This is a genomic window from Pantoea sp. Fr-CA_6 (genome assembly GCF_024520895.1).
Lineage (GTDB): Bacteria > Pseudomonadota > Gammaproteobacteria > Enterobacterales > Enterobacteriaceae > Pantoea > Pantoea agglomerans.
In genome coordinates, this window is sequence record NZ_JALNPO010000005.1 from 233,413 (window position 1) to 249,047 (window position 15,635).

13 protein-coding genes are annotated in these 15,635 nt (G+C 55.7%); 5 read left to right on the forward strand and 8 right to left on the reverse strand.

What is annotated here, in order from left to right; all coding sequences use genetic code 11:
- The first annotated feature begins 11 nt into the window (after positions 1-11).
- Positions 12-1,103, forward strand: a complete 1,092-nt coding sequence (locus NR201_RS11810; protein ID WP_010252048.1) for an ABC transporter ATP-binding protein — start codon at positions 12-14, stop codon at positions 1,101-1,103.
- A 56-nt stretch (positions 1,104-1,159) separates the two neighbouring features.
- Here NR201_RS11810 and NR201_RS11815 read toward each other — a convergent pair whose 3' ends face one another.
- Both NR201_RS11815 and NR201_RS11820 read right to left on the reverse strand, forming a co-directional pair.
- Entirely contained in the window at positions 1,160-2,278 is a 1,119-nt protein-coding gene (locus NR201_RS11815; protein ID WP_022625245.1) for an ROK family transcriptional regulator, read from the reverse strand.
- A gap of 40 nt (positions 2,279-2,318) precedes the next feature.
- The gene (locus tag NR201_RS11820; RefSeq protein ID WP_256849799.1) at positions 2,319-3,203 is read right to left on the reverse strand and encodes a BadF/BadG/BcrA/BcrD ATPase family protein; all 885 of its coding nucleotides are present in this window, start codon (positions 3,201-3,203) and stop codon (positions 2,319-2,321) included.
- 270 nt (positions 3,204-3,473) lie between these two features.
- Here NR201_RS11820 and NR201_RS11825 point away from each other — a divergent pair, with 270 nt between their 5' ends.
- Positions 3,474-4,631 (forward strand): Gfo/Idh/MocA family protein, encoded by a 1,158-nt coding sequence (locus tag NR201_RS11825; RefSeq protein ID WP_010252054.1) that lies wholly within the window; start codon positions 3,474-3,476, stop codon positions 4,629-4,631.
- A 215-nt stretch (positions 4,632-4,846) separates the two neighbouring features.
- Positions 4,847-5,056, forward strand: coding sequence for a hypothetical protein (locus NR201_RS11830; protein WP_010252057.1), 210 nt, complete (start codon positions 4,847-4,849; stop codon positions 5,054-5,056).
- Positions 5,057-5,754: 698 nt separating this feature from the next.
- On the opposite strand, the gene NR201_RS11835 is transcribed toward NR201_RS11830, so the two are convergent.
- Together NR201_RS11835 and NR201_RS11840 are read right to left on the reverse strand one after the other, a co-directional pair.
- Positions 5,755-6,321, reverse strand: coding sequence for a hypothetical protein (locus tag NR201_RS11835; protein WP_256849800.1), 567 nt, complete (start codon positions 6,319-6,321; stop codon positions 5,755-5,757).
- Between the two features lie 512 nt (positions 6,322-6,833).
- Positions 6,834-8,075: an MFS transporter gene (locus NR201_RS11840; RefSeq protein WP_010252060.1), complete on the reverse strand. Its 1,242-nt coding sequence runs from the start codon at positions 8,073-8,075 to the stop codon at positions 6,834-6,836.
- A 400-nt stretch (positions 8,076-8,475) separates the two neighbouring features.
- On the opposite strand from NR201_RS11840, the gene NR201_RS11845 reads away from it, so the two are divergent.
- Together NR201_RS11845 and NR201_RS11850 are read left to right on the forward strand one after the other, a co-directional pair.
- Positions 8,476-9,075, forward strand: coding sequence for a hypothetical protein (locus tag NR201_RS11845; RefSeq protein ID WP_029519503.1), 600 nt, complete (start codon positions 8,476-8,478; stop codon positions 9,073-9,075).
- A 275-nt stretch (positions 9,076-9,350) separates the two neighbouring features.
- Positions 9,351-11,741, forward strand: a complete 2,391-nt coding sequence (locus tag NR201_RS11850; RefSeq protein WP_010252065.1) for a glucose/quinate/shikimate family membrane-bound PQQ-dependent dehydrogenase — start codon at positions 9,351-9,353, stop codon at positions 11,739-11,741.
- A 55-nt stretch (positions 11,742-11,796) separates the two neighbouring features.
- Here the strand turns inward: NR201_RS11850 and NR201_RS11855 are convergent, their stop codons facing one another.
- From NR201_RS11855 to NR201_RS11870, 4 genes are all read right to left on the reverse strand, one after another.
- The gene (locus tag NR201_RS11855) at positions 11,797-13,002 is read right to left on the reverse strand and encodes an MFS transporter (protein ID WP_010252067.1); all 1,206 of its coding nucleotides are present in this window, start codon (positions 13,000-13,002) and stop codon (positions 11,797-11,799) included.
- 110 nt (positions 13,003-13,112) lie between these two features.
- Entirely contained in the window at positions 13,113-14,009 is an 897-nt protein-coding gene (locus NR201_RS11860; RefSeq protein ID WP_010252069.1) for a LysR family transcriptional regulator, read from the reverse strand.
- Between the two features lie 170 nt (positions 14,010-14,179).
- Entirely contained in the window at positions 14,180-14,548 is a 369-nt protein-coding gene (locus NR201_RS11865; RefSeq protein ID WP_009092546.1) for a helix-turn-helix domain-containing protein, read from the reverse strand.
- 241 nt (positions 14,549-14,789) lie between these two features.
- Positions 14,790-15,056 carry a hypothetical protein gene (locus tag NR201_RS11870; protein WP_010252074.1) on the reverse strand — a complete coding sequence of 89 codons (267 nt, stop codon included), beginning with the start codon at positions 15,054-15,056 and terminating at the stop codon, positions 14,790-14,792.
- Positions 15,057-15,635 lie beyond the last annotated feature (579 nt).

Consider the following 15,635-nt stretch of genomic DNA (forward strand, 5'->3'; position numbering starts at 1 on the left):
TGAGGTAGCCGATGACCAGCCTGCGCTTGCAGAATGTGAAGAAGTCTTATGAACACGTTAATGTCATTCATGGCATCGATCTGACGATCAACAGCGGCGAATTTGTGGTGTTTGTCGGGCCATCCGGCTGCGGCAAATCGACGCTGCTGCGGATGATCGCCGGGCTGGAGGAGATCAGCAGCGGTCAGTTGCTGATTGAGGAGCAGGACATGACGCAGCAGCCCGCCACCGAGCGCGGCATTGCTATGGTGTTTCAGTCTTATGCGCTCTACCCCAACATGACGGTGCGCGGCAACCTGGCCTATCCGCTTGAGGTAATGAAGAAGTCTAAGGCGGAGATCAATGAGGCGATTGCCCGGACGGCCGCCCGCCTGCATCTCACCGAACTGCTCGACCGCCTGCCGCGCGCGCTCTCTGGCGGACAACGGCAGCGCGTGGCGATTGGCCGGGCAATTATCCGTCATCCGCGTATTTTCCTGTTCGATGAGCCGCTCTCTAACCTCGATGCCGAGCTGCGTTTGCAGATGCGGATTGAGATTGCGCGGCTGCACGCCTCGCTCGGCAACACCATGATTTATGTCACCCACGATCAACTGGAGGCGATGACGCTGGCTGACCGCATCGTCGTGCTGCGTCAGGGCCGCATTGAGCAGGTCGGCGCACCGCTGACGCTCTATCACGACCCGGATAACCTGTTTGTCGCCGGCTTTATCGGCTCGCCAAAAATGAACTTCCTGCGGGCGGAAATCAGCGCCACGGGCGAGGGTGAAGTGCAGCTGCGGGTGCCGGAACTGAAGATTGAGGGGCTGGTGCTGAAAATCGCCGCCGACTGCCGCGAGGGGCAAACCGTGACGCTGGGAATTCGTCCCGAGCATTTCCAGCCTGCCGCGCAGACGCCGGAGGCATTGCGCTTTCACGGCGAGCTGGCCTATGGCGAGATGCTGGGCCACACCAACTACCTCTACCTGGACATCGGGCGTGAAGAGATGCTGGTGGTGGAAGAGCGCGAAGCAACCACGCGCGATCTGGGAACCCAGGTTGAACTGGGCTTTTCTGCCGCACACTGCCTGCTGTTTGATGAGCAGGGAATGCGCCTGCGCTAAGGAAGCGCGGAAACAAAAACGGGCGCCGCGGCGCCCATTTTTATTGGAGGGATAACTCAGGTGACCGGCTCTTCATCGGCCTGCGCCGCCAGCAGATCAAGCAGCCGGTTGACGGCAAAACCCGCCGCGCCCAGCGCCCACATGCGGTTCGATTCAGTCAGGAACTGCAGCGGCGTCATGTGCGGCGTCAGTTTAAGCCGGTAGGCCTGGAAGCTCTGGGTGATGTGATCGAGCAGAATGCGTGACGCCATGTGCGGCTCCATCGCCAGATAAACCACATCCGGATCGTAAGCCACCGACAGGTTCGCCAGTGAAATTCCCAGCTCGCGTCCTGCCTCTTCCAGCACCGCCAGCACCTCGGGTGTTGGCCGCTGATCCAGCGCCTGCAAGGTGAGGCCTTCCACCGGTTCCTGGTCAGCAAGCCGTTGCAGAATGGCACGCGATGAGGCGACATCTTCCAGCAGACGCAGTGAGCCGTCGCCCACCAGCCCGTTGCCAATCTCCCCCGCCTTGCCGTGACGACCGCGGTAGAGCTGACGATTCAGGATGATGCCTGCCCCGATCCCTTTGCCGTAGGTGGCGATCACCGCCGACTGCGCGTTGCCGAGCTGACCAAACACCAGCGCCGCCATTGCCATGGCGTTGGCGTCATTCTCGATAAACACCGGCAGCGAAAAACGCTCTTCCAGCAGGCGCGCAATCGGGACGTTGTCCCAGTCGAGCACTTTGGATCGGATACAGTAGCCGTTTTCGGCATCGACCAGTCCCGACAAGGCCAGGCCAATGGCGCCCACCCGCTTCTCCTCAACGCCGCGCAGGAATTTCGCCAGTGCATCGCCGAGCTGGCGCGGTGTCAGCGTGCCTTTCGGCATCTGCTGTTCGCCCAGCAGATTGCCGCTGAGATCGGTCATGACGATCAGGTTGCGTTCTGCATTGAGCTGAATGCCAATCACGCTGGCGCGATCGGGATTGAGCCCAAGCAGCGTTTTTGGCCGCCCCATCGACACGCGACGCAGCCCCAGCTCCTGCACGATTTCCTGCGCCAGCAGGCGATTAGTCGCCTGCGACACGGTCGACATGCTCAGTCCGCTACGAACTTTCAGGTCTGACTGGCTGATCGGCGCATTTTCAACAATCAACCGCAGAATGCGCGCGGTTACGTTGGGAGCGGTCATAAATTCCTCGGGTTATCTGGCTGAGGATGCTCAGCCAGCTTCAGATCGGTAATCGGGCAGGCGTCAGCTGCTGCGCCAGTATCAGCGCCCCGCTCAGGGCATCGCCCTGCGGCGTCACCAGCCGGGCCTGAATACCGTCATCCAGCCAGCGCTGAATCGGCGTGGCCAGTCCCCCCATCAGCGCCACGGGTCCGCTGCTCAGGGCAGTCAGACGGCGGACCATCAGGCCGATATCGGCTGCGGTCTGATGCAGCAGATCCTGTGCATGACCATCGCCCGCGTCGGCGGCCGCAAAAATCTGTGGCACCACGCGGGCCCAGTCTGCAGGCGTCGCTGAGCGCGTCCAGAGCAGCATGGTTTCCGGACTGTGGTCGAACTGCGCCATCAGCTGCCGGGTAAGAGCGCTCTGGGTAATAATCGCTTCATGGGCCAGCAGCGCCAGCCGCAGCGCACGACGGCCCAGCTCAGCGCCCGATCCCTGGTCAGACAAGGCAAAGCCCCAGCCGCCAAGCAGCGTAAACTGTTCGCCATCCCACGCGGCTCCCTGACTGCCGGTGCCGATAATAAAGACGGCGCCAGGTGCGCCGCCATGGGCGCCCGCACAGGCGATCTCCACATCGCTGACCACCTGTAACGCCGCGCAGGCAGGTTGCCAGCTGGCGAGCCGCGCCTGTACCGAGGTGACGTTCGCACCGGCTAATCCGGCCACCAGCGCGGTTTGCGTCAGCGCCTCCGGGGCTAATCCCGCCTGTGACAATACCCGTTCGATCAGCTGCCCGACGCAGGTCAGTGCCGCGTCATAGTCTGACCAGACGTTGGCAGGCCCGCCGGTGGCTTCCGCCAGGATGCGACCCTGCAGGTCGGTTAACCGCGCGCGACACTGTGTACCGCCGCCATCAATGCCCAGAAGATAGTGTGGTTGCACGCGCTTCCTTCCCTGATTAAGGGTTATAGCCATAATGAGCGAACGATAGGATAAAAAAACTTAAATCGCAATAACAAATAAATATAGCAAAATCATATCTGAATTTTCTTGTTATTTTACATCGTCATAACAAAAACCCCCTCGCAAAACGCGCAGTGCGTTATTGACATTAGTTTTTCTGTCGTAATAAGTTGGTGGTCAGATTATCAACAGGCGCGCCCGATCACAGGCGGGCTATGCATCATGCGATTTCAGGAGCAGGGGTTTAACATGAAAGTAGGCATTATCGGTCTCGGCTTTCGACTGTCCCACGTGATCAAAGAGTTCAGCAAAGCCGACGACGCCTTTTCGGTAGTGGGTTATTACGATCCGGCACCCGCCGGACTGCCTAATCTGCACAGCTTTGGTATCGCGCCCGGCCAGGCCTTTGCGTCAATCGATGCTCTGCTGGAACATGGCGGAATGGATGTCGTGCTGGTTGGCTCTCCCAACTTTCTGCATCTGGAGCATGTGGGTCAGGCGCTGGCAGCGGGTTACACGGTGTTTACCGAAAAGCCGGTGGTGATCAATGAAGAGCAGACCATGGAGATGGCGAAGCTGGTGCGTCAGTATGGCGAAGCGCGCATTCTGGTCGGCCTGGTACTGCGCTACTCCCCGCTCTATCACGATCTGCTGGCGGCACGCGATGCGGGTCAGTTGGGTGAGATCACCTCGATTGAGGCGACAGAACATATCAAGCCTTATCACGGCGCATTCTTTCAGCGCGACTGGCGCCGTCTGGAGAAATATGCCGGTCCGTACATTCTGGAAAAATGCTGTCACGACATCGATCTCTATCAGGGGCTGTTGCAGGAGCGCCCGATCCGCGTCGCCAGCTTTGGTGGCCGGAAATCCTTTACTCCCGCTCATGCGCCGCAGGGAGCTATCACCGCTGACTCAGAACTTTATCACGTGAAGCCCAGCGGCTGGTCGAGCACCGATGCGGTGTTCGACAGCGATGCCGATATTGTCGACTACCAGACTGCCCTGATTGAGTACGAAGGCGGCGCGACGCTGGCCTTCCACGCCAATCTGAATGTGCCGGATGAGTTCCGCCGTTTCTGTGTCATGGGCACCGACGGCATGGCGGAAGGCGACTTCGTGCGCAACTACTTCCGCGTACACAACGCGCGCAGCGGCGAGAAAGAGGTCGATACCGCCTACAGCGGCAATGCGTATGATGGCCATTACGGCGCTGATGCGCTGATGGCTGAAGAGATCGTTAAACATATTAAACAGGGAACACCGCTGAAAGTTTCAGTAGTGGACGCGCTGGAAGCGGGCCTCACGGCAATAAAAATCGATGAGGCCCGTAAAACCCGCAGCGTAGTGGACATGCGTGAAAGCTGGCTAACATTTGACGCCAACCTGGGAAAAACCGGGGCCTGATGGCTCCAGCCTGCGGGTCGGCCTCCCCCTCTGACCCCAGGATTTTAATGGCAGTATGACTGGTAACTTCCTGTACTGGCCTTCGGGCCAGTGACAATATTGAGGTTGAGCTGGCTCGGGAAACCGTTGCCAGCGACAACTCAACCGCCCCTTCTCCAGCCCTCTTCTCCGAAGGCGTATTTGATTAAATGGCCCCCTGCTGGAGGCAGCGCTTAATGAAGGTTTTTTTCATTCCGGGCGCAGACCGAGGGGCGCTGGCAGTGAAGGTACTCATACAGCAGCAGCATTCCTACCGGGTTATCCTCCAGATTTTCGAAATCAACGTGAGTTTTTTCCAGAAGATATTTTCTCAGGGCGCTAACCGGGATGTTTTTATGGGAAGCCAGCGCCCGGCACAGCTGCGCCACGATCTCGCACTTTACTGAATACGGCACATCAGGATTATAAATTTCCGGAATGGAGTGAGTCTGATTCATAACGGTACCCTCTATAAGCGCTTAAGCTGACTGAGGAGGCCACAGGCCTGCCGATGAGAGATAAGTTATAGCAAGGAACGCGTTTTCGTGTAAATCAGGAACGTTTTGAAAGGCGTCACGGAGCTTTGCGTTCGTCCGGTTTGCGTTTCAGTCAGAGGCAACTTAAACACTTAAAGCGATGGGAACATATGCCTGTAGCAAAGCATCGCGGGCCACGGACAAAAACGCCGGGAGCGTTTTTGAACAACGCAAAGCGTTGGCCCGGCTTCGGGCGCACCTCAGGGATGAGGTGCGTAATCGCCCGCGCTGAGCCTGCACCGGGTGATCTTGTGCTGATACGCGACAGTCTTTCATCCCTGATGGTAATGTGTTTATTAGTGACCTGGTTTCAATCTTCTTTGGATGAAATCTTCCAGGCTAACCAGTAAAGAACCAGGCCAGCGATAAAGACGAGTAAGGGGGCGATAACGCGCATAATTCCTTCATTCGCAAATATTGCGATGAAAATTCCAATCACTACAGCGCTGACAACAACCGCCCCTGATAACTCAGAAATGACTTTTCTGATTAGTCTAAAGATTTTCGATTGCACCCAGAAATTGCTCCGTTTTCGAAGGATTTTTACGTAGAGTCTCACCGAGCTCGATTTAATTGGCTAAAGGTTCTTCAAAGAGGAAGTAAAGCATTTCAAAATCAAGTATATAAAGCCTTGACCATAATTCAGGATTTTGATGCCTCAAACGCCGTGAAGCTGCAGAAGCACGCGAAAGCACCCCCTGCAGAACTATGCCGCCCGCAAGGGTGCCTGTCCATAATCGCAGTGATAACTTCGTTATCACGCTGGCCATCATTCCTCCAACAACTTTTGAACCAAGATAACCTGTAATGGCCAGCTGCATGGACTGTCTTGAACCCAGTGAAGACGCTGCTCCGATGAGTTTATCTGTGATTTTTTTAAGGGCTGGATCCGGAAGGTAGGAAAGAGAGTCTTTGATTATCATCTCTGCAATCTGCCCCAGAATGGCTCTGTTACGGAAGAGCTTGTTCAAAGCCCGATACATCCTCTCATCCTCACCGAAGTTACGGCGCTGAATGTTTTTGCCGCCATCTGCCAGGTTGAGATCCTGAAAGGTTCTTTCAATACCCAAATAAAAATCCATCGGAAGTGAAGCAATACCATGAGCAACTGATACGGCGAGCGTCTTTGCCTCCATTCATTCTTCTACCGTTTTAGATACCAGCCTGAAAAATATCAGCCCACGCTGCCTTCCGTAAACGAAAACTGATCTCTTGAGTGCCATTAATATGGTTTTAATTGGCACTGATTTGTCATTCACTCCTATGCCAGGATCAAGAACTGGGATTAGAAAAGGGCATTTTTTAATCATTGCCGCTGCGCAGCATCACTAAATGGCGGAACAGTTAAAGGTGCCGGAAACGAGCCGTTCGTATCAGAAAAGCATTAAAGGACTCTCAAGGGCCGCAGACAGGCTTTGGTCACAAACAAACTTAAAGCGATGGCAGCATATGCCTGCACACAATTCTACAACCGCAATAACCCAGCCAGCCTCAATCCATCTCTCCGCAGCCTTAGGCAACGAACAAACTCAAAGCGAATGAGCGAATGGATGGCGCTTTTGCGTCTTTGCGAAAGGTGTTTGTTCCCTGCGCCTGCGCCGTGGTTAACCACCTCACAACCCCCCTCACCTAACCCCAACGCCAGTCATCAAACCGGATCCACCTCATTCTCCAGCTTCTGACGCCGTCGCAGATGCGGAAACAACTTCATCCACAGCGCCACCACCACCAGCGTACCGATGCCGCCAATCGCCGCCGCCGGTGCCGCACCCATCCAGGCCGCCAGCAACCCCGACTCAAACTCGCCCAGCTGATTCGACGTATTAATGAAAATCGCGTTAACCGCATTCACCCGACCGCGCATGGTATCCGGCGTATCCAGCTGCACCAGCGCACCCCGGATCACCATACTCACCATATCAAAGCCACCCAATGCACAGAGCGCCACCAGCGACAGCCATAACTGCGTGGAAAGCGCGAACACCAGCGTCGCAACGCCAAAGCCCGCCACCGAGCCAAACATAATCATCCCGACATGCTTCTCCAGCTTGTGACGGCTCAGCCAGATGCCCACCAGCAATGCTCCCACCGACGGTGCGCCGCGCAACATCCCCAACCCCCAGGGCCCGGTATGCAGAATATCTTTGGCAAAAATCGGCAGCAGCGCCGTTGCACCGCCCAAAAGCACCGCAAACAGATCGAGCGAAATTACCCCAAGTACATCTTTGCGCTCACGGATAAAGTGAATCCCGGCAAACAGATTCTTCATATTCATCGGCAGACGAGCCTGCACCGGACGCTCATAACGCAGCAGACTCACCAGCGTCAGCGAAACCAGATAAAATAGCCCGGAAACGCCATACACCACATGCGGCCCGGCGACATAAAGCAGCCCGCCAATCGTCGGCCCGACGATAACCGCTGCCTGACCGCCCACGGAGTTCATCGCCATCGCACGCGCCAGAATCGAAGGTGGCACCAGCGACGGCAGCATCGAAGACATCGCAGGCCACTCCAGCGCTTTCGCCACTGCAATCATAAACACCAGCCCCCACAACGCGGTCTTATCGGGGGTATGGAATAAGGTAAGCACCACTAATGCCAGCAGTGCGGCAAATTCCACCAGCTGACCCAACAGCACGATCCGCCGCCGGTCATATTGATCCGCCAGATGGCCCGCTGGCAGCGCCAGCAACACCGACGGCAGAAACTGCATTAAGCCAATCATCCCTAACGCCATCGCGCTGTTGGTCAGCGCATAGATCTGCCAGCTGATTGCGACCGAGAACATCTGAAAACCAAATGATGAGCAGGTACGCGCCACCCAGAAGGCGACAAATGTCCGATGTCGCCACAGCGACTCTTCCGCTGCCGATGCCATAAATCCCATGTCTTATCCCAAATCAGGTGAGGAAACCCGCGTCGTTGCGCGGTGTTATTGGTGTGGTGATTGTCGGCTTCACGATAGCAGACCGGATGCGAGCAGAAGGCCTGCGGCTCCAGCGCAGCCTCCCTGCGCGATAAGCAGCGTCCCTGTCCGGCCGAGGCGCGTCAGACCCTTCATGATTATTACCAGCCTATTGGTCCCGACTATTGAATATATTCCAGCACATCATCAGACGCCAAAGGAATTATCGTTTCTTTGCTAACAGGTTTATTTACTTTCTCAGGCAACAAAAGGATGATTTGGATTAAGCATGTGATCTATATTTATTCACGCGTTTAGAAAAATGCGACTTTTTATATGCTTAATTAACAACAAATCCTTTCTATTGAATTTCATAGAGATAATGAAAAACAGTTTATATAACCCTTATGTTACTGAACCAATCCATCACGTTAAGCGTAATGTCACTGGCATTTGCTATAGCGTGCCTTATCTTCAGCAAAACCAGGATAGCGGCAATATACTTAATACAAACAACATTATTTCATTACACAATCAAATTGCTACTGAAGCAGCATTAATGGTTGTGCCGGTGGAAGATATTCGATTACGGGGAATGATCGCGGTTCCGGATGCCTATACGCATTTACAAAATGCGCGTGTCCGGATTGGCATTAATTATTCCAGTCTGGCAGCACATAGTACGTCACTGCTTGAATTAACAAAGAAATTTGATTTCTGGCTTTATGATTTTGCGCCACCGGGTGCAGACTGGCGACTACTGGAATCATTTCCTTTTTCAGGGATTGTTTTAACCGAATCTTTCTTTAATGATAATTATGAGAAGTTTACCTTTCCCTTTTTTATGGCGACGTTTCGTGAAAAAGGGGCAGAGGTAATCGTACGAAGTCATACGCCGCCCTTAACAGCTGAGCAGTTTGCTGAGATAAATATCAGCGGCTGGCAACAGCAACGCTCGGACGGCGATCTTATTAGCTGCTGATTCACAAATCCTGCCTTCCGGCGTTAAGGGCACACGGCGGTGCGCTTAACGTCCTTTAATCCCCCATAAAATGTCGTTTTATTCCAGTTGTTAAGCGGTTTAAGCCAAAAAAATCAAACCTCGATCTGATTTTGCTATAACATTTAACACAAAGGGATCGTCTGTCTTAACGGAAGAGATACTTCAGAACACCCTAATCATTTGTACTTGATAACTGGAAACAGCCTATCTGGTTGTTTTCGTGTGTTTTATGGCAACGAAACGAGGTCGATATTATGGGGAAAAACTCCTCATCTTTTGGCGTAATTCGTTTCCTGACGGTGCTGTTCGCAGTGCTGACGGGCGCGTTTATGCTGATTGGCGGTGGCTGGTTAGCCGCCATTGGTGGTTCCTGGTATTACGTTTTTGGCGGTGTGGTGATGCTTATCACCGCTTATCTGCTTTCCCGTCGTAAAAGCACTGCGCTGGTTCTCTATGCGCTGCTGCTGATCGGCACCCTGATCTGGGGTGTATGGGAAGTGGGCACCGACTTCTGGGCACTGGCACCACGCACCGATGTGCTGGTGATCTTCGGTGTCTGGCTGATCCTGCCGTTTGTTTATCGCAGCTTCAACGCGGGCAGCAAAGCCGCGCTGGGTACCATGGCTGTGGCGCTGATTGCCAGTGCCATTGTGCTGGCCTATGCGGTATTCAACGATCCGCAGGTCATCAACGGGTCAGTACCAGAAACCGCTGACAACGCCCCGCAGGCTGCGCCGCTGAGCAACATCCCGGATGCTGACTGGCCCGCTTATGCGCGCGATCAGCAGGGAACCCGTTTCTCTCCGCTGAAGCAGATTAATCACCAGAACGTGAAAGAGTTGCAGGTTGCCTGGCAGTTCCAGACTGGCGACATGAAAACCCCTAACGATCCGGGTGAAATTACCGACGAAGTCACGCCGATTAAAATCCGCGACACGCTTTACCTCTGTTCGCCACACCAGATCCTGTTTGCACTGGATGCGGCCACCGGTAAGCAGAAGTGGAAGTTTGATCCGGGCATGAAGGTCAACCCGACCTTCCAGCACGTGACCTGTCGCGGTGTTTCTTACCACGAAGTGCCGGCAGCCGCCGATGCAGCGAACACTCAGCCTGCGCTGTGTTCACGTCGTATCTATCTGCCGGTCAACGATGGTCGTCTGTTTGCACTGGACGCAGAGACCGGCGAACGCTGCCCGGCATTTGGCGTCAACGGCGAGCTGGATCTGCAACACAAACAGCCTGTCACCACTGCGGGTCAGTATGAGCCGACCTCACCGCCGGTGATTACTAACACCACCATCGTGATGGCGGGTGCGGTTACCGATAACTACTCAACCCGCGAGCCGTCAGGCGTGATTCGTGGCTTTGATGTGAATACCGGCAAACTGCTGTGGGTGTTTGATCCAGGCGCAAAAGATCCTAATGCCATTCCGGCTGATGAACACACCTTCACCATGAACTCTCCGAACTCATGGGCACCGGCAGTTTACGATCCGAAACTGGATACCGTTTACCTGCCGATGGGCGTGAGCACACCGGATATCTGGGGCGGTAACCGCACACCAGAGCAGGAGCGTTATGCGAGCAGCGTGCTGGCCCTGAACGCCACCACCGGTAAGCTGGTCTGGTCTTATCAGACTGTGCATCACGATCTGTGGGATATGGACCTGCCGTCGCAGCCTACGCTGGCTGACATCACCGACAAAGATGGCAACACCGTACCGGTTGTCTACGCGCCAGCGAAAACCGGCAACATCTTTGTACTGGATCGCCGTACCGGCAAGCCAGTCGTGCCTGCGCCAGAAACGCCAGTGCCACAGGGTGCTGCTAAAGGCGATCACGTTGCCGCCACTCAGCCCTACTCTGAGCTGACCTTCCGTCCGAAACAGAATCTCACGGACAAGGATATGTGGGGCGCAACGATGTTTGACCAGCTGGTGTGCCGCGTGATCTTCAAGCGCCTGCGCTATGAAGGTCCGTTCACCCCGCCATCTGAGCAGGGTACGCTGGTGTTCCCGGGTAACCTCGGTATGTTCGAATGGGGCGGCATCGCAGTCGATCCTCATCGTCAGATCGCGATTGCTAACCCAATGGCGCTGCCGTTTGTCTCTAAGCTGATTCCACGTGGCCCAGGCAACCCGATTGAGCCGCCGAAAGGCGCTGAAGGTGGTTCAGGTACTGAAACCGGTATTCAGCCACAGTATGGCGTGCCGTATGGCGTCGAGCTGAACCCGTTCCTGTCACCGTTTGGTCTGCCATGCAAACAGCCTGCCTGGGGTTACATCTCCGCGGTGGATCTGAAGACCAACAACGTGGTGTGGAAACAGCGTATCGGTACCGTTCGCGATAGCGCACCGGTTCCGCTACCGTTCAAAATGGGTATGCCGATGCTGGGTGGTCCTATCACCACCGCAGGTAAGGTGTTCTTCATTGGTGCGACCGCAGATAACTACCTGCGTGCTTTCAGCACTGATACCGGCGAACTGTTATGGCAGGCACGTCTGCCAGCAGGCGGCCAGGCGACACCAATGACCTATGAAGTGGATGGCAAGCAGTACGTTGTCATCGCGGCAGGGGGTCACGGCTCGTTTGGTACCAGGCTGGGCGATTATGTGATTGCCTACGCGCTGCCAGACCAGAAGTAATTCACGCAGCTGTGAATAAACTAAGGCGGACTCCGGTCCGCCTTTTTTGATCGCACTACTTTTTCATGCCACGCCAGTTGAGCCAGGCGCAAAACAGCATCACCACGCAGGTTGCCAGAAACACCGGCCGCATCCCGAATGCACCGCCCACCAGCCCACCGAACAGCGGGCCGCTGACCTGGCCGATATATTGTGCCGATGTCGAATATCCCAGCATCCGCCCAACCTGTGAGCCCGGCACGTTATGACGAATAATCGCCGTGATGCACGGCATCAACCCGCCCAGCGCCATCCCCATCAGAAAACGCAGCAGCACCAGTTGCCAGGCCGCCGTGATAAATGCCTGGGGTATCAGCAGCAGCCCGCTAACGACTAAACCGCCGGTCAGCACCCGCCAGTGCCCTACCCGATCGGCCAGCCGACCCAGTCGTGGTGCCGCCAGGACCGTGCCCAGCGCCGCCGCGGACATCACCAGTCCGGCTATCAGGGTGATCTGGTGGTCGCCCTGCACAAACTCGCCCACGTAAAGCGTAATAATCGGCTCAATCGACATGCTGGCGAAGATCAGCAACATGCCAGAGAGCCACATCAGCCGTATCAGGCTGTGATTAACCGGCCCGGCTTCAGGATGCGGTTGCTGGCTGGCGCGCGATGTAGCGGGAGCACGTGGCTGCTCTTTGAGTAAAAAGGTAGTGGCGAGGAAGGCGAGAAAAATCACGGCGCCGGTCAGCCAGAAAGTCTGACGAATCCCGATCAGTGGCGGTAGCACACCGCCCAGCAGCGGTCCGACCACGTTGCCGGCCATAATGCCGGAAGACAACACCCCCAGCGCCCAGCCAGTCTGTGCTTTCGGCGTTTGCGCCGCCACCAGAATGGTCGATCCCGATGCGTAGCCGCCCAGCAGCCCCGCCAGCAGGCGCAGCGCCACCAGTTGCCACGGCGCGGTCGCCATGCCAATCAGCGACATCGCAATCGCCATCCCGAGACTGGCCCGAATCAGCATCAGCTTACGACCATAGCGGTCAGCCAGCCTGCCCCACAACGGCGCCGTCAGTGCGGCGCTGAAAAAGGTCGCGCCGTAGGCAAGGCCGGACCAGCGGGCGATAGCGGCAGGCTGCTCAACGCCGAGTTGCTGCACATAGAGCGGCAGGAACGGCAGCAGCAGCGTCATCGCCACGATAGTGGTAAAAGAGCCGACGACGCAGACCCCTAAGTTACGTCGCCAGTGCTGAAACTCTGCAGTTTCGGGTGACTGTTGCATGATGATATCCGGTGAGTAATCAGGGATACAGGCTAACCGGCGTAGCGGAGTAACAAAAGTCGCGGCGGGATAGTTACTCTGTGGCGCTGATTGTTGTCAGCAGGCAACAATCAGCCTGTATTCAGCGCCGCAACCAGGGCATCGCACAGCAGCGTCACGGGCGACGCCGGTTCAGGCGTATCGTGCAGCAGCAGATAACTTTGCAGACGATCCATCTGCCACTCCGGCAGCAGTTGCTGAATATCCCCGCGCGCCATCGCCTCCTGGGCCATGTAGGAGGGCAGATAGGCGATGCCGCTCCCCGCCAGTGCCGCATTGAGCAGCGCCATACTGTTATTGGCGCGAAAACGGCTGCGTACATCCAGTGCCAGCCGCTGTTTATCACGGCGGAACGGCAGTGCGGCGGTGTGCGCCGGACCATGAAACAGCAGCAGGTCGTGGCGTGGCAGCATCTCAGGATGCGTGATGGCGGGTCGCTGCGCCAGGTAGGCGGGGGCGGCATAGAGCCCCCACTCGATTTCGCTCAGTACCCGAAAATTGCCCTGCTGTGGCGATCGGGATCGGATCACAATCGCCAGATCCGCCTGATCATCCAGCCGATCGTGACTGCGATCGGTCAGATCAAGATCGACATTGATATGCAGATGCCGACGCAGAAAGCGATTAAGAACAGGGACTACGCACTGGCAGCCGAACGTGACGGGTGCCTGCAGCCTGACATGGCCGGCGGGCTGCTGATGCACCTGCTGCACAAAGGCTTCGGCGCGCTGCACTTCGGCCAGCATCCGCACACAGTAGGGATAGTACGCCTGGCCCAGCTCGGTCAGCGCCAGCCGCCGGGTGGTACGTTGCAGCAGCCGGATACCGAGCCGCAGCTCCAGACGGGCGATCTCCCGGCTGACATGGGATTTGGACAAGCCGAGTGCGCGTGCCGCCTCACTGAAACTCTGTAATTCCACAACCCGTGCAAATACCAACATGGCGGTTAAATTCGCGCCGTTTTCCATGTTTCCCGACTCCGACAGTAAAGGGATGCTGGCAACAAACTAACACGTTCGGGCGGGGTCACTGTGGCTGATGGGCAAAAAAAGGCGAGGCGAAGAACAAGTGGAGAGAAGCGCAAAGCGCGGGCCGACCTTCCCGTCCGCAGGCTGTGACGGGAAGGTCTTATCAGGCATCAGCTGGCCATCGCCAGAGGGAATAGCAGCCGATCCGGCTCGACGCGACGCTGACGGCGCAACTGGCCAGGCGTCACCATAAAGTAGTTTTTAAACGTGCGGGTATAGGCCTGCTGGGTATCAAAGCCATAGTTCATCGCCACCTGCAGTATCGCTTCGTTGCTGCTCAGCAACGTGAGCGCAGACTCGGTTAAACGGCGCTGACGGATATATTCTGCCAGTGAAAAGCCGGTATGCTGGCGAAACAGCCGTTGCAGATGCCAGCGCGAATAGCCCGAGCGGCGCGCCACCTCATCCAGATGCAGATCGTGTCCTAAGTTGTTCTCAATCCAGTCCAGCAAACTCCGAATAAACTCGCGCTGATTCATGGTTCCTCCTGTTGATGCTGATGTGCAGTGGAGCCACTCTACCCGCTAAAATTTATCCCTTAATTAGCAGAAAATTAGCGCAGAATTAGCAACGGCGGAAAAGGAGGCGGGATCGCGCGGCCAGCGGGGCTTTAGTGTGAAAGTTCGTGAAGAGATTGCTGCTGAAAAAAGGCAGAAGATAAAAACGCTGAGTCAGACAAATTTATTTCTGCATCATAAGTGACGGGGGCATTCAGCCCTGTCAGGCGTCAACATGTTTGAGATATCGCTGATATTCCTGAGCCAGAAAATCAACGCCTTCCTTTCGGGTGACATAATCAACATCAATTGAGGTTATGGATGTTACATCAGGCTGATCAGGATAAAGATGCAGGTAGGTCAGATACCAGTACATAACAGCCTGACCGCCTACAGTAATAACCGGTGACGGAAGTTGTCCGGCGTTATCAATAAGATAACGGTTAAGTTTAAGGATCTGTTCTTCTGGAGGAATAGCGTGCAATGTCATAAAAAAAGCCCACCTGTATGATGAGCTTATTTTACTACCTGGCTGATTTCAGCACGGCGTGACATCAGAAAAATGCGAGGCTGCGTCCACTTTTTGCAGGCACAATACCCTGAGGACGTTTTTCAAGCACGCGGCCTGGAGCCTGACCATTTCGGACGGCTTCAACACGCTCCTGATACTCGCGCTGATGTCTGATTTTTGCTTCCTGGGCTGACATACTATTCACCGCTGAAATGTCTGGCATTACTCTGTTGCTCAAATATACGTCACCCCATTTACGCTTGCAATCGCTGGCATCTCAATGGATATGGATGGGGACATCAGGCCACCTGACTCCTCCATAAAATACCGGTGACGGCGGTCCGCGAAATAATTCGTGCTGTGGCAAGGCGGCAACTGCGCGAGTCCCCAGGAGCTGACATAAGTCAGTGACTGGGGTGAGCAAAAGCAGCCAACGCCGCTACAGCGCGAAGTATGACGGCAGTAGTCCGCCAAAATAATCCGTGCTGTGGCAAGGCGGCAACTGCGCGAGTCCCCAGGAGCTGACATAAGTCAGTGACTGGGGTGAGCAAAAGCAGC

Coding starts and splice junctions, on each gene's coding strand:
- NR201_RS11810 (WP_010252048.1), top strand. CDS start 12: ATGACCAGCCTGCGCTTGCAGAATGTGAAGAAGTCTTATGAACACGTT.
- NR201_RS11815 (WP_022625245.1), bottom strand. CDS start 2,278: ATGACCGCTCCCAACGTAACCGCGCGCATTCTGCGGTTGATTGTTGAA.
- NR201_RS11825 (WP_010252054.1), top strand. CDS start 3,474: ATGAAAGTAGGCATTATCGGTCTCGGCTTTCGACTGTCCCACGTGATC.
- NR201_RS11830 (WP_010252057.1), top strand. CDS start 4,847: ATGAAGGTTTTTTTCATTCCGGGCGCAGACCGAGGGGCGCTGGCAGTG.
- NR201_RS11835 (WP_256849800.1), bottom strand. CDS start 6,321: ATGGAGGCAAAGACGCTCGCCGTATCAGTTGCTCATGGTATTGCTTCA.
- NR201_RS11840 (WP_010252060.1), bottom strand. CDS start 8,075: ATGGGATTTATGGCATCGGCAGCGGAAGAGTCGCTGTGGCGACATCGG.
- NR201_RS11845 (WP_029519503.1), top strand. CDS start 8,476: ATGAAAAACAGTTTATATAACCCTTATGTTACTGAACCAATCCATCAC.
- NR201_RS11850 (WP_010252065.1), top strand. CDS start 9,351: ATGGGGAAAAACTCCTCATCTTTTGGCGTAATTCGTTTCCTGACGGTG.
- NR201_RS11855 (WP_010252067.1), bottom strand. CDS start 13,002: ATGCAACAGTCACCCGAAACTGCAGAGTTTCAGCACTGGCGACGTAAC.
- NR201_RS11860 (WP_010252069.1), bottom strand. CDS start 14,009: ATGGAAAACGGCGCGAATTTAACCGCCATGTTGGTATTTGCACGGGTT.
- NR201_RS11865 (WP_009092546.1), bottom strand. CDS start 14,548: ATGAATCAGCGCGAGTTTATTCGGAGTTTGCTGGACTGGATTGAGAAC.
- NR201_RS11870 (WP_010252074.1), bottom strand. CDS start 15,056: ATGACATTGCACGCTATTCCTCCAGAAGAACAGATCCTTAAACTTAAC.